We start from the raw sequence: 12,846 nt of genomic DNA, 5'->3' as shown, positions 1-12,846 counted from the left end.
TTTATTCCTAGCTAATTCATTTGTTGTACATGCAATATCTATGCAACAATATTGAGTATGATTGAAAATTTTCACGTTCGCCAAATTCTTGGAAATTCCTCATCTAAATCAAACCAAAAACGTCTTAATTTGGCACGAATTGCAGCAAAAGCATCATGACAATGTCGAACATCATCACCGAGATAACGAGCACAGACCACATCACCCAGTAAGGTTAAAGTGACGGGCAGATTCATTCTCATGATCAATTCTCGGATTAAGTCGATGTGTTGATCCAAATAAAAACTCGAACGAAACTTTTCAGGGGCTACCGCCCAAAAACTCCCCATCACTGCATAATGATTCATTCCTAGACTAGAACTTAACCAACGATCATCGCCTCTAAAATGCAATGTATCTGCGACCAATAATTGTTCATTGCGTTTCAGTTTAAATTGATTTTTATAAGCGCCTGTTTGAAATTTTTCTTCACGTGCCTGTCGCCCAATCACCAACATATCCCAACCAATGAAACTCGCCCGTGAATCAAGTTGAATAATGGTTTCTGAGCGCGCATTCGCACCATCAAACAACATGGTTTCTTGTGGCAACCATTCAAAAACTGCGTCATTTTCTACGTGGATAAAAATATGTTGGAATGCCTGTTTGGCATTGGTTCGGTACCATTTTCCTGCGCCCGGCGTAGTGACCAATGCATGTGCGGAAGCACCCACATGAATATCAAAGGTTAAATGATCTCCGCCTGCAATACCCGCAGGCGGATGAACAATAATGGCATGACAAATTCCTGTTCTTTCTGGCCAAAGCATTTTTTGAACACGTACAGGACCATAATGCTTGCGATGACTTAGTACAGTTCGATCAGCCTGTACCTTAAAGACCAATTCTAATTTGGCATACCACAAAGAATCATGGCATGGTTGGGTAATTAAATTTGTCATGACCATTTATACATTTTATACATCAAAGGCTTTTAAAGGTTTATTGAACATCAAGCCAATCCAATCACAGCGACTAATGCTGCCAATGTGCCAATGATCTGCTTGCCATAAGGTACATATTTTTTAATCAATGCACCAATGCCTAATCCACCTGCATAAATCAGTGCCATTGCTGTGACCATCCCCAAAACTAAAAGACTGGCGTGACCAGATTGACCTAATTCTGTGCCATGTGCGACTCCGTGAAAACTTGCCAATAACACAGCTACAATAGGCAAGGCTTGATTGGATTTGGTCCACAATGCGATCGCCAATAAAACCAAAGAAGCGATAATGCCATATTCAGCAACTGATGACGGAATTAGATCTAGACTGCCAATCATAAAGCCTGCGATCATTGCGATGGCAAGACCAATCAAACCAAATAATTTCCAACGCTGGTTCGCTGTCCACATCAACACGCCAAAAGCGATTGCCATCATCAAATGATCCAAACCTGTAAATGGGTGAATAAAACCAGCCCAAAAGCCTGTGTGATGATCATGCCCAGGATGAGCCAAAGCCAAAACAGGGATATATGCGATCAGTGTAATCAAACTTTTCTGAATTAAACGCATGTTAATTCTCCTTCAATTTTTATTAACTTTTTACAATATTTAATCTATGAATTAAGCTTTAAATAAGCCCTGTTTTTCAATAAACTCAATGATTTGATTTAAGCCATCTTGCGTTTTCATATTCGAAAATAAGAATGGTTTTTCACCCCGCATACGCTTTGCATCTTGATCCATGACGTCAAGATTTGCCCCAACCATCGGTGCTAAATCTGTTTTATTAATAATCAATAAGTCTGATTTGGTTATTCCTGGTCCGCCTTTGCGCGGAATTTTCTCACCACCTGCAACATCAATTACATACAAGGTTAAATCTGATAATTCTGGGCTAAATGTAGCTGCTAAATTATCACCGCCACTTTCAATAATAATCAGTTCCAGCCCCTCAAACTTTTCACATAGATCATCGATTGCCGCAAGATTAATGGAAGCATCTTCACGGATTGCAGTATGTGGGCAGCCCCCAGTTTCAACACCTACGATTCGGTCAGGCGACATAGCTTCATGATGTGTTAAAAAGTTGGAGTCTTCTTTGGTGTAGATATCATTGGTCACCACAGCCATATTGTATTTGTTACGCAATGCTAAACAGAGATTTAAAGTTAAGGCTGTTTTTCCCGAGCCTACAGGTCCACCTATTCCGACACGCAAAGGGCTACGTTCTGTCATGATTTTTCCTTTTTTTGTGCATGATACTGAGTTATCAAAAAGATACTTTAATCAGTATGTGTTTAACTATGATCTAAATAATCGTGAATATTGCGTTTCATGCGACATACTTAACATCGCATAGTTAGGTAAAGCACTGCTCAATTCATCATCTTCAAGTTGTAATGCTCGTTCTATTGCTTGAGGAATTAAACTGTGTAGATGCCATAAAATTCTTTGTCCACTCATTTGTCCAAGTGGAACAGTCTTTACCGTTGCAAGAACTTGGTTTTCTAAAACGGTGAAGGTGTAAGCGGTCAGCACATCATGCAAATTCAGTTTTAGACTGCCACATAAATGTGCATAGACAGGGACAAAACCAAATTGCTTTTTCACTTCAACTTTTTGCAAAAGCACATCTCGAATCCATGCATTTAAGGAAAATGCCAATTGCTGTGATTCAGCCAACAATTCTTTGGATTCACGGCTGGCTCGATAAAAATTTGCCCAGACTAAAAACTGTTCATCATTCGAATAGTGTTGCATCAAGCGTTTTAAAATTGGCAATTCAAAACGTACCAACAACATCTCTAACACTTCATTAAAATAAGCAATACTTGACACTTCATCATGAATTAAGCCTTGCTCAATTGCACTTTCTACACCTTGCGAATAGCAATAGGTACCAATAGGCAAAGCTGTAGATGACAGCGTGAGTAAGCTGAGTAATTGCGTTGCATTAGTGATGGACATGGTGCAAAGCCTTAATTGGGCTTAAACGATGATCATGCTGATGTTGTGCATAAGCCCCACTTTCAGGCTCAAACGGATGTTCAACTTCATTAACAGTCAGCCCTAGCCCTATAATCATTTCAGCGAGCACATGATCTGGTTCAAAGTAAAGTGCCGTTGGGGTCAGCATTAAAGGCACATGGCGATTACCTAGATGATAAGCCGCTTTTAATAAATCAAAACTATTCGCCGCAATAACTTGCATCAACTTTTCAGGTTTTGCATCTATTCTCAGCACTTCTCCTTGTTCAGTTGCGATATAAGAGCCACTACGCAAAATACCTGTTCTTGGTAAATCTGCACCAATATCGTGCCCATTATTCAAAGTTGCACGAAAACGGCTCTTTTGCCGAGTATCAAAAGTGAGCGCTACACTTTCTACTGTCTTATCTGAGTGTATGCTTTCTAAACGTTGTGTATAAATTTTCATGCTCATCCACTTTGATTAGACATCACATTTAAAATGTTCCAAATTGATGCCAAAAATTTATTCATTCATATTGCTTTGCATTAAATTAATGCATTTATCATGCCAATTTTTGTTTTGTTTAGATCAATGACAGCATATTTAAAACTTTAACGATAAAATGAAATTCATATTTTTTATAAAATTATCCAGTATTTTGAAATGAAAAGTTAAGATTACAAAATAAAACCATAAAAAAAATATGTGTATTTCACAAAATATTGAAATAACAGATATTTAATCAAATTTAAATGCAATTATCGAATTGCGACAATGGCTACAATGTGTTATCAATGAATCAAGAATCAGATAAAAAGGAGACACTTATAATGGCTTATCAACATATCCTTCTTGCTGTAGATGACTCTCCTATTTCTTATGCTGCAGTTGAACATGCTGAGAAACTTGCACTTGCTTTTAACTGTAAAATTACCGTAACCAGCGTGATTGCTGTCGACCCATTTAAGGGAGTCGACTTCTATAAAGTTGCGCCGGCAGTGACACAATATCTACTCGAAGCTGAGAAAAATGCGCTTGCACGTTTAAAAGATATTCAAGAAACATTACTGCACCATGGCGTGAGTGCTGTAGATACCAAAGTTGTTCGTGAAGTTCCTCCAGCAACCGGTATTTTGAATGCTGCTGATGAATTGAATGTAGATCTTATTGTTATGGGATCACATGGGCGTACAGGTTTCAAAAAATTCTTTTTAGGTAGCGTTGCTCAGGAAGTTTTATCGATTTGTCCACTGCCTGTACTGATTATTAAATCGACACTCAGTGAAGATTAGTATTTTCAAGCTCAATAATTAAAAGGTGAAATTATGTCTTATCAAAATATTCTTGTTCCAGTTGACGGTTCAGACATTTCTTTCTCAGCAATCAAGCATGCTGCATCTATTGCCAAAGCATTTGGCAGTAAACTTACTGCGATCAGTGTTGTTGCAGATGATCCATTTGCAGCAGCGGACTTCTATTATTCTCCTGATATGCTGAAAGAATATATTCAAGAAGCAATCAAAAATGCTGAGGAAGCTTTAAGCAAAGCGAGACAGCTGGCAGAACAACAAGGTGCACAAATCGAAACTCAAGTGGTAAGAAATTCGGTGTCTGCAGAAACGTTCATTAAGACAGCGGAGTCTTTAAACACTGATCTTATTGTTATGGGATCACATGGACGAAAAGGCTTCCAAAAGTTTTTATTGGGAAGCTTCGCTCAAGACGTACTTGGACAAACTCAGTTGCCAGTATTAATCATTAAACAATAAATTTAATTTGTTCAATATTAAAGCCCACGATATCGTGGGCTTTAATAATTAAAACGAATAGAAAATTATGTGATTGCAATCACTTTGACTAAAATGGTTTGCGACTCTTCGAAATCATCAAAAATTTGTTTTCGATTTAGCTCTTTTGACTTGACCTTGAATTCGTGATTTTGATAATGAATTACATCGGGTATTTGATCAAAATAATCACCTTCAGCTTCAATACTTTCTTCAAATAGAGGTGTGCCAAGCTGATATTCTCTGCTCTTTAAGACAACATATTTAACTGTTGTTTTCATTATTCACACTCCTTTTTCATATGCACTTTATTTTTATTTATATCACTTTTTTAGCTGTTTGAAAGATAAAATTTGATAATATTGAATAGTAATTCTCCAAATGGCATAAAAAGGAAAACCCACTGATTAAAAGTGGGTCGGCTGTAGATACAGACGTTTACGCTAATTATATTTTTAACTGATTTTGTAATTATCTTTTGTTTTTATTTTGTCTGAATACAGTATCGCAAAGAAATATGACAGTGTTATTTCAAAATCACGGAGGCACATTCAGACTGATTATTTTTTACTCACAACAGTACACTATTCAGCAGGTTGATAAAATTTGCTATTATTTCTGCATTCAACTGATTGAATACAATATAATTCATCAAGAGTTCAGAACCAATGTCTTTAGTACAGTGTTGTAACCTTCTCGAACAAAAAGGTTTAAAAGTCGCCTTTATTGAAAGTGCCAGTTCTGGCTATTTATGTAGTCAATTTTCAATTTATAAACATAGTGGTGCTGATATTTTATTGGGTGGATTAGTCAGCTATGATCCGTCTATTAAAGTTTCTGTGCTGAAAATCGCTCCTTCTCTTATCGAACAGTATACAGCTGAATCAGCTCAAGTAACTGAGGCAATGGCGGTTCATGGCAAGCAACTGTTTCCTTTGGCAGATATCATGGTGAGTTGTACTGGTTTGCTTAAACCAGGAGGTAGTGCAACGGCTGAAAAACCGGAAGGTACATTTTTTATTAGTATCCTTTATCAGCAACGAAAATACAGTTACCAATATTTCATCGATGCAACGCCTGTTGCCCGCTTGGAGCAATTAACCGCCAATGTTGCCAGAGAAATTTTGAATATTTTAACAACTGATTAACATAACTGCTTCAAATATAGGCGCTGTACAATTTACTGAAATATTTTAATTCACTTTTTTACTAAAAAGCGGTAAATTTTATATACATTATGAACAATCAATAACACGAATGAACTTATTAGGAAGCGTTATGAAACTTCAATTTGCTTTAATTTCTTCTTTAGCATGCTTAACTTTGGCAGGTTGTGCTGGTTCTTATCCAGAAAGAGTCGTGACCAAAGGACCTTTAATCTGTGAAGCAAATGAAGTTTGCCCTGAGCTTTCGATGCGTTGGAAAGATGAAATCCGTGATGGTTTTAAGATTACTGCAGAAATCGATAATCCAACCAAATATGATATTACTCAGTTCGTTTTCCTTGTTGATGGTCAACCTTATACATACTCAACCATCAATAGCACACAATACGCAGGTACAGTGTCTTCAAACTCAATCAATGTTCCAGTAAGTTTCCTAAACTCGTTCCGTAACGGTAAAGAAATTTCGCTTAAATTGGTTACTAATCAAGGTGATGTAGAACGTTCAATTTTAAAAGCTGATGGACAACAGTCTTCTGCTTACTTGACTTTCTTAAAAGGTTATACAGGTCAGATCGTTGAAAAATAATTAAATTTTTAATACTTTGAATAAAAAACCAGACATCAAGTCTGGTTTTTTATGTATAGAAGTTACCATTTTTATGCAACTTCTCATTCTTTTTAAAATCATCGGGGGTATGTTTAATTAAAAATACTCCCGAATATTGAAATCATTTAGGCTCAATTGGCGTAAAAGGTGCAACAACATCCGCATTCTGTGCGCGATGACGCATAAAGTGATCCATCAACACGATTGCCAACATTGCTTCAGCAATAGGCGTTGCACGTACCCCCACACAAGGATCATGGCGACCTTTGGTTAATACATCCGTATCTTCACGATTCAAATTAATGGTTTTGCCAGGAGTGGTAATACTTGCAGTAGGTTTGAGTGCAATCGCGACACGAATGGTCTGACCAGAAGAAATTCCACCCAATATGCCCCCTGCATGATTGGCAAGAAAGCCATCTGTGGTCAACTCATCACGCGTTTCATGACCGAACTGTTCTGCAACAGCAAAACCATCACCAATTTCTACGCCTTTGACTGCATTGATTGACATCATCGCATGTGCAATATCTGCATCTAAACGATCAAATACAGGTTCGCCCCAACCTACAGGTACTTTTTCAGCCAGAATTTCAAGTTTTGCGCCACAACTTGTACCTTGTTCTCTTAAAGAAGTCACTAAGGCTTCAAAACGAGGCACTGCATTGATGTCACCACAAAAGAAAGGATTATTAGGTACTTCATTCCAATCTAATGTTTCTGTTTTTTCAGTGCCGATCTGCGTCACATGCCCACGAATCACAATCCCAAACTTTTCAGCAAGGAATTTTTTAGCGATTGCACCTGCTGCAACACGCATTGCTGTTTCACGTGCGCTTGAGCGCCCCCCACCTCGATAATCACGGAAACCATACTTTTGGGTATAGGTATAATCTGCATGCCCTGGGCGGAATGTTTGTGCGATATTGCCATAATCTTTGGATTTTTGATCTGTATTGCGAATCAATAAGCCAATTGACGTACCTGTCGTTTTACCTTCAAAAATACCTGAAATGATTTCTACTTCATCTGGTTCTTTACGTTGTGTAGAAAACTTGGAAGTCCCCGGCTTACGTCGATCCAGATCAATTTGTAAATCTTCAGCAGATAATTCCAATCCGGGCGGTACGCCATCCACAATTGCCATCAATCCTACGCCATGAGATTCACCACAAGTCGTTACACGGAAGAGCTGTCCAATACTATTACCTGCCATGCTTACAACTCCTTATGCTTGAATCGATTGAATAAATAAATCACGGAAATTGCGACACTGTTGTGCAGTAAGCGCAAATATGCCTGAACCACCTTTTTGGAACTGTAACCAATAGAAATCAATCGTATTAAAATTCTGTTTCATTGCCCATTCAGAATTACCCACCTCAATGACAATCAAACCATCTTCAGTTAAATAGTCAGCGGCTTGAGCCAGCATTTTACGGACTAAATCGAGACCATCTTGACCTGCCGCCAATGCTAATTCTGGCTCATGATGGAATTCTTCTGGTAAGTCAGCCATATCTTCAGCATCCACATATGGTGGATTAGAAACGATTAAATCATATTGATTTTCAGCAGGAATTTTTGCAAACAAGTCTGATTCAAGTAATGCAACTTGATACTGCTTGTTATGATGTTCGGTATTGATAGAAGCAACTTCTAAAGCTTCTTTAGAAATATCAGTGGCATCAACCTCTGAATCTGGGAATGCATATGCCAATGCAATCGCGATACAGCCCGAACCTGTGCACATATCTAAAATGCGTTGAGGCGTTTTTGGATTTGGATTTTCTGGCAAATTATTTTTAGCTTCAAGAAGCTGTCCATTTTCATCCAAACAATAGGGTGCAAAACGATTTTCAATCAATTCAGCAATCGGTGAACGTGGAATCAATACACGTTCATCGACATAAAAAGGTTTACCAAAGAAATAAGACAAGTTTAATAAATAAGAGGTCGGAATTTTTTCATTGATACGACGTTCTAATAAACTCAAAAACTCTGCTTTTTCACTAGGTAATAATTTTGAATCTAAAATTTCAGCATCGGCATTCCACTCTAGAGAAAGTGTTTGTAAGACCAGTGCAGAGCTTTCAGCAAAATAATCTTCTGTACCTTGACCTAAATGTGCATCGTATTGACGTAAAGCTGTAACCCCAAAACGAATAAAATCACGAATTGTTGAAAGGTTTTCAGCAGCTTCCTGTAAATGTTCAGGGCTAATAGTCGGTCGATCCACTTAGGGTTTCTCCAAGGTCATAATTTCAAACGCCTTATGATACCTTGTTTTCAACCAGATTTATAATCCTTTACTACAATTTACTTGCCAATTATTTATCCACTTTGTCAAAATTTACAGGCGATAGGTGAGTTTTTCTAGACTATTCGCGCGGTTTACAGTTTGTTTCAGGGCGCAATTGTAATATTTCATTTTATAATCGTCTGAAACAGATTTTTGAGCTTTATCACACTGTTGACTACGTTGTTTTAACCATTGTTTTTGATATTTTTTTTGCGCTTTCTTTTCTTTATCCGAATACAGATCAAGGGTCTGTTTAAAAAGTGATTTTAAACGATCATCTTGTTTGCTAAATTCACTTTGCATACAATTTGCTAGGCTTGCGGAATGTGTACCAGCAGCATTCATACAACTTATATAATCTGTACTATAACCCATTGCCTGTGCCTGAATCGGCAAAGCCAAAACCAATCCCAATGCCCAATATTTTAAATACATCAAATTCCCCATAAACAAGTTATTCTAATTTAAGTGCTTAAAATAGCAGTTTAAAAGATTTCAAATAAAATACAATCTCCTCATGTTTGTCTAGATTTTCAGTATTGAAATCGTTAAGCAATCGACTGCAAGTAAGGCTTCGCTTGAAATTATATGGATTCGCCTTTATATATAGAAATGCCCTCAAATTTATTCTGAATTTAGTTAATTTATGAGTTACAAACACAACAATCTCATGGCCATGCGGCAATCTTGGTGGAATGATGAATCTACAGCAACTGTAAAAGCTGAAAAGCAATTTTTTCAACAAACACTCAGTGAAAAAGGTGTTTATGAAACCCCTTCACTTGAAGATGTAAAATATTTTTTCTTTAGTCTGCCGAGTATCATTATTGTCAAAGGTTATGCACTTGGATTTACAAGCCAACCAGTTAAAGACATGATTAGTCAACATATTGAAGTCAATCGACTAAGCTTATCTGCTCGGAATGAGATTAAAATTCAGTTCAGAATGTAATCATTTATTTTGCTGACGGTCTATTGAATCAATTTAATTCCCCCATTCAGCGAATTGAACTATTTAAATACAGCCATTCCATGTAATATTCCTTACACTTAGTTCTTATTTATCTTTTCGAATCGCTTATAAAGGATTTTATCTTCATGTCAGATCAGAACGAAAAGCTCAAACAGTTAAAAACCTCGTCAATGGATCGCCGTTTATCAATTGCAAAAGCATCCTTATTGGCTGGTACACGCTGGGCAGCTTCAAGTGCGAGTTCAATCTTTTCAAGTGAAGAAGAAAAAGAGAAAAAACGTAAACAAGCGATGAAAGAACAAGCCAATTATCTGGTTCAGGAAATTGGCAAGTTAAAAGGCTCGATCGTCAAAATTGGTCAAATGATGGCACTCTATGGCGAACACTTTTTACCTGAAGAAATTACTCAAGCGCTCAATACATTAAACAATCAAACCGTTGCACTTGCTTGGCCAGCAATTAAACAACAATTGGTCAGCCAGTTAGGCTCCAAACTGAATGATTTAACCATCGACCACGAACCCATCGGTACAGCTTCCCTTGCCCAAGTTCACCGTGCAACGCGTAAATCTGATGGTTTAGAACTGGTTTTAAAAATTCAATATCCAGGCGTTGCGGATGCCATCGACTCAGACATGAGCCTATTTAAAAATATGCTCAAGTTAACGCGTATGGTTCCGCAAACACGTGAATTTGATCAATGGTTTGATGAAGTTCGCGAAATGATGCATCGTGAAGTAAATTACGAGGTCGAAGCAGCAACAACTCGACGTTTCGCACAACGACTCAAAGAAGATCCTCGCTATGGCGTTCCACAAATTATAGATGATTATTGTACCAACCAAGTGTTGTGTATGACATTTGAACGTGGTGTGCCGATTAATAGCCCTGTTATGCTGTCATTACCTCAAGAAAGACGTAATCTTTTGGGTGAAGCTTCACTCGAAATTGCAGTGCGTGAACTCTTTGAATGGGGTGAAATGCAGACAGACCCGAACTTTGGTAATTATTTGGTTCGTTTAGGCAATGGAGAAGACATCAAAGATAAAATCATCTTGTTAGATTTTGGCGCGATTCGTCAGTTTGATAACCAACTTCTTAAAGTTGCTTGTAATTTGATTAAAGCAGGTTATCACCATGATGCTGAAGCGATGGTGAATGCAATGTCTGGCTATGAGTTTTTTGATGCAATGCCGCTCAGTATTAAACCCGATATGGCAAAAGTTTTCTTATTGGCAACAGAAGCATTCAGCACACCACTAAATAACCCAGATCTACCTGCTGGTGTGATGGATCAAAATAACCGTTATGACTGGAAAAAAAGCCAATTACATAGTCGTGTGATGCAGCGTGCTTCCAAATCAATGGCATCACGTTATTTCAGTGTGCCACCGAAAGAGTTTATGTTTATTAGCCGTAAATTTATTGGTGCCTATACCTTTATGACTGTAATTGAAGCCAAAACCAATGTACGTAAAATGATTACTCCGTTTCTGTAGGTCAATCTTAAAGTTCTTTAAAGTGACTTTGCAAAAATGTCACTTTTACCAATACCCAACATTTGTTGGGTATTTTTATTTAAAAATAATTAAATAAATACAACATATTAAATCTGATAAATCAACTTTAACAACCATTCATCTACGGTCAATCAGTTTGTCATCTATGACATAGTTTTTTCTTTTTTTGCATGTCAGGATGATCGCATACCAACACTAGAATACAGGGTATTTCGGAATGACCAATATGGTAAATAAAGCTCAGGGGTTGGGCTTAAATCTAATTACAAAAATTGCAGGCAGCGATTTACTTGATCAATTTAAATTGCGCAAATTTATTGAAAGATCACTTTATCAAGGATCAAAAGCAGGTTTTAAAACGCTCAGTGCCACGCAAAAAGCCTTTAAATCAGATACAAATGTGTCTAAACAAAGACTGCCCAACCAACAAAAATCGCTTTTTGATCTAAGCTTGACTGAAGAACAGCAAATGACTGTTGATGCAATGGATCAATTTGCCGCAGAAGTACTTTATCCATTGGCACATCAAGCCGACCATCATGAAAAATTTCCTGTAGAACTCTGGCAACACAGCATCGACTTAGGTTTGAATTATTATGCACTGCCTGAAGCCTTAGGTGGAGTTGCTTCTGAGAAGAATATTGTCAGTAATATTTTGATTGCCGAGCGCTTAGCAAAAGGTGACTTTTCTCTTGCAGCGGGATTGCTCTCAACATTTAGTGTGATTAATGCAATTACGCAATGGGGTTCTGAGAAATCACAATCGCTTTATTTACCTAGTTTTGCCAATGATACTGAAATTCAAGCCACTTTTGCGGTACAAGAAGCAACCCCTGCCTTTAATCCAATGCGTTTAAAAACCAAAGCAACATCACAACATGGTCAGTTTAGCTTAACGGGTGAAAAAACGTTGGTTTTGCTTGGTGAAACGGCTGATCTAATATTGGTTAGTGCTGAGTTTAATGGCAAACCTGATGTATTTATTGTCAATCGTGACTCCAGTATTACGGTGAAAAAAACACCGGCAATGGGTCTAAAAGCGACGGAAACAGTGACCCTCAAGTTTGATCAAACGCCTGCACAACGATTGGGTGACGAGGACTTTAACTACCCTGCCTTTTTAGATTTAGGTAATTTAATGTGGTGTGCGCTGGCTGTAGGAACTTGTGAAGCAGTCAAAGAATACAGTATCAAATATGCCAATGAACGCACTGCATTTGGTGAACCTATTTCACATCGTCAAAGTGTAGCTTTTATGATTGCCGATATGGCAATAGAAATTGATGCAATGCGTATGCTGATCCTCAACGCTGCAAGTTTGGCAGAATCAGGGCAACCTTTCCATCGTGAAGCATATTTAGCACGCTTACTTTGTGCTGAAAAGTCGATGAAAATCGCCACAGATGGCGTACAAATTTTAGGCGGACATGGTTTTACCAAAGAGCATCCTGCTGAACGTTGGTACCGTGATCTGCGTGCTACAGCTGTATTACATTCTGGTTTACATGCTTAAAACGAATAAAAAAGGATA

16 protein-coding genes are annotated in these 12,846 nt (G+C 37.7%); 7 read left to right on the top strand and 9 right to left on the bottom strand.

Annotated features, from left to right (window positions below; translation table 11 throughout):
• Positions 1 to 71: 71 nt before the first annotated feature.
• From AAV97_RS12215 to ureE, 5 genes are all read right to left on the bottom strand, one after another.
• Positions 72 to 941, bottom strand: a complete 870-nt coding sequence (locus AAV97_RS12215) for an urease accessory protein UreD (protein WP_046760759.1) — start codon at positions 939 to 941, stop codon at positions 72 to 74.
• A 50-nt stretch (positions 942 to 991) separates the two neighbouring features.
• Positions 992 to 1,558 carry a HupE/UreJ family protein gene (locus AAV97_RS12210; RefSeq protein WP_046760702.1) on the bottom strand — a complete coding sequence of 189 codons (567 nt, stop codon included), beginning with the start codon at positions 1,556 to 1,558 and terminating at the stop codon, positions 992 to 994.
• A 51-nt stretch (positions 1,559 to 1,609) separates the two neighbouring features.
• Entirely contained in the window at positions 1,610 to 2,224 is a 615-nt protein-coding gene (ureG, locus tag AAV97_RS12205; RefSeq protein ID WP_046760701.1) for an urease accessory protein UreG, read from the bottom strand.
• A gap of 66 nt (positions 2,225 to 2,290) precedes the next feature.
• Positions 2,291 to 2,956: an urease accessory protein UreF gene (locus tag AAV97_RS12200; RefSeq protein ID WP_005031668.1), complete on the bottom strand. Its 666-nt coding sequence runs from the start codon at positions 2,954 to 2,956 to the stop codon at positions 2,291 to 2,293.
• Positions 2,943 to 3,425 carry an urease accessory protein UreE gene (ureE, locus tag AAV97_RS12195; RefSeq protein ID WP_046760700.1) on the bottom strand — a complete coding sequence of 161 codons (483 nt, stop codon included), beginning with the start codon at positions 3,423 to 3,425 and terminating at the stop codon, positions 2,943 to 2,945. The genes AAV97_RS12200 and ureE overlap by 14 nt, the downstream gene beginning before the upstream one ends.
• Before the next feature lie 365 nt (positions 3,426 to 3,790).
• On the opposite strand from ureE, the gene AAV97_RS12190 reads away from it, so the two are divergent.
• Complete coding sequence (locus AAV97_RS12190; protein WP_004830675.1) at positions 3,791 to 4,252, top strand: universal stress protein; 462 nt, start codon at positions 3,791 to 3,793, stop codon at positions 4,250 to 4,252.
• A gap of 33 nt (positions 4,253 to 4,285) precedes the next feature.
• Complete coding sequence (locus AAV97_RS12185) at positions 4,286 to 4,729, top strand: universal stress protein (protein WP_004830674.1); 444 nt, start codon at positions 4,286 to 4,288, stop codon at positions 4,727 to 4,729.
• A 65-nt stretch (positions 4,730 to 4,794) separates the two neighbouring features.
• Here the strand turns inward: AAV97_RS12185 and AAV97_RS12180 are convergent, their stop codons facing one another.
• The gene (locus AAV97_RS12180) at positions 4,795 to 5,028 is read right to left on the bottom strand and encodes a hypothetical protein (RefSeq protein ID WP_004830673.1); all 234 of its coding nucleotides are present in this window, start codon (positions 5,026 to 5,028) and stop codon (positions 4,795 to 4,797) included.
• Between the two features lie 387 nt (positions 5,029 to 5,415).
• On the opposite strand from AAV97_RS12180, the gene AAV97_RS12175 reads away from it, so the two are divergent.
• Both AAV97_RS12175 and AAV97_RS12170 read left to right on the top strand, forming a co-directional pair.
• Complete coding sequence (locus AAV97_RS12175; RefSeq protein ID WP_005031670.1) at positions 5,416 to 5,895, top strand: CinA family protein; 480 nt, start codon at positions 5,416 to 5,418, stop codon at positions 5,893 to 5,895.
• Between the two features lie 130 nt (positions 5,896 to 6,025).
• On the top strand, positions 6,026 to 6,499 hold the full coding sequence (locus AAV97_RS12170) for a hypothetical protein (RefSeq protein ID WP_005031671.1): 474 nt from the start codon (positions 6,026 to 6,028) through the stop codon (positions 6,497 to 6,499).
• A gap of 142 nt (positions 6,500 to 6,641) precedes the next feature.
• Here the strand turns inward: AAV97_RS12170 and aroC are convergent, their stop codons facing one another.
• From aroC to AAV97_RS12155, 3 genes are all read right to left on the bottom strand, one after another.
• On the bottom strand, positions 6,642 to 7,736 hold the full coding sequence (gene aroC / locus AAV97_RS12165) for a chorismate synthase (protein ID WP_046760699.1): 1,095 nt from the start codon (positions 7,734 to 7,736) through the stop codon (positions 6,642 to 6,644).
• Between the two features lie 12 nt (positions 7,737 to 7,748).
• The gene (prmB, locus tag AAV97_RS12160) at positions 7,749 to 8,759 is read right to left on the bottom strand and encodes a 50S ribosomal protein L3 N(5)-glutamine methyltransferase (protein WP_042088730.1); all 1,011 of its coding nucleotides are present in this window, start codon (positions 8,757 to 8,759) and stop codon (positions 7,749 to 7,751) included.
• Between the two features lie 114 nt (positions 8,760 to 8,873).
• Complete coding sequence (locus AAV97_RS12155) at positions 8,874 to 9,257, bottom strand: lysozyme inhibitor LprI family protein (protein WP_004830668.1); 384 nt, start codon at positions 9,255 to 9,257, stop codon at positions 8,874 to 8,876.
• 211 nt (positions 9,258 to 9,468) lie between these two features.
• On the opposite strand from AAV97_RS12155, the gene AAV97_RS12150 reads away from it, so the two are divergent.
• From AAV97_RS12150 to AAV97_RS12140, 3 genes are all read left to right on the top strand, one after another.
• Positions 9,469 to 9,774, top strand: coding sequence for a hypothetical protein (locus AAV97_RS12150; protein ID WP_034708648.1), 306 nt, complete (start codon positions 9,469 to 9,471; stop codon positions 9,772 to 9,774).
• 146 nt (positions 9,775 to 9,920) lie between these two features.
• Positions 9,921 to 11,294 carry an ABC1 kinase family protein gene (locus AAV97_RS12145; protein ID WP_046760698.1) on the top strand — a complete coding sequence of 458 codons (1,374 nt, stop codon included), beginning with the start codon at positions 9,921 to 9,923 and terminating at the stop codon, positions 11,292 to 11,294.
• Between the two features lie 247 nt (positions 11,295 to 11,541).
• On the top strand, positions 11,542 to 12,828 hold the full coding sequence (locus tag AAV97_RS12140; RefSeq protein WP_171249377.1) for an acyl-CoA dehydrogenase family protein: 1,287 nt from the start codon (positions 11,542 to 11,544) through the stop codon (positions 12,826 to 12,828).
• The last annotated feature ends 18 nt before the right edge of the window (positions 12,829 to 12,846 follow it).

It is taken from the genome of Acinetobacter sp. Ag2 (assembly GCF_001005515.1).
Lineage (GTDB): Bacteria > Pseudomonadota > Gammaproteobacteria > Pseudomonadales > Moraxellaceae > Acinetobacter > Acinetobacter bereziniae.
This window is presented reverse-complemented; position numbering and strand designations above follow the sequence as displayed.

Bases quoted from the DNA above. Each gene is read 5' to 3' on its own strand.
- AAV97_RS12210 (WP_046760702.1), bottom strand. From the start codon at position 1,558: ATGCGTTTAATTCAGAAAAGTTTGATTACACTGATCGCATATATCCCT.
- AAV97_RS12185 (WP_004830674.1), top strand. From the start codon at position 4,286: ATGTCTTATCAAAATATTCTTGTTCCAGTTGACGGTTCAGACATTTCT.
- AAV97_RS12140 (WP_171249377.1), top strand. From the start codon at position 11,542: ATGGTAAATAAAGCTCAGGGGTTGGGCTTAAATCTAATTACAAAAATT.
- AAV97_RS12150 (WP_034708648.1), top strand. From the start codon at position 9,469: ATGAGTTACAAACACAACAATCTCATGGCCATGCGGCAATCTTGGTGG.
- AAV97_RS12200 (WP_005031668.1), bottom strand. From the start codon at position 2,956: ATGTCCATCACTAATGCAACGCAATTACTCAGCTTACTCACGCTGTCA.
- AAV97_RS12170 (WP_005031671.1), top strand. From the start codon at position 6,026: ATGAAACTTCAATTTGCTTTAATTTCTTCTTTAGCATGCTTAACTTTG.
- ureG (WP_046760701.1), bottom strand. From the start codon at position 2,224: ATGACAGAACGTAGCCCTTTGCGTGTCGGAATAGGTGGACCTGTAGGC.
- AAV97_RS12215 (WP_046760759.1), bottom strand. From the start codon at position 941: ATGACAAATTTAATTACCCAACCATGCCATGATTCTTTGTGGTATGCC.
- aroC (WP_046760699.1), bottom strand. From the start codon at position 7,736: ATGGCAGGTAATAGTATTGGACAGCTCTTCCGTGTAACGACTTGTGGT.
- AAV97_RS12175 (WP_005031670.1), top strand. From the start codon at position 5,416: ATGTCTTTAGTACAGTGTTGTAACCTTCTCGAACAAAAAGGTTTAAAA.
- AAV97_RS12145 (WP_046760698.1), top strand. From the start codon at position 9,921: ATGTCAGATCAGAACGAAAAGCTCAAACAGTTAAAAACCTCGTCAATG.
- AAV97_RS12180 (WP_004830673.1), bottom strand. From the start codon at position 5,028: ATGAAAACAACAGTTAAATATGTTGTCTTAAAGAGCAGAGAATATCAG.
- AAV97_RS12190 (WP_004830675.1), top strand. From the start codon at position 3,791: ATGGCTTATCAACATATCCTTCTTGCTGTAGATGACTCTCCTATTTCT.
- AAV97_RS12155 (WP_004830668.1), bottom strand. From the start codon at position 9,257: ATGTATTTAAAATATTGGGCATTGGGATTGGTTTTGGCTTTGCCGATT.
- ureE (WP_046760700.1), bottom strand. From the start codon at position 3,425: ATGAAAATTTATACACAACGTTTAGAAAGCATACACTCAGATAAGACA.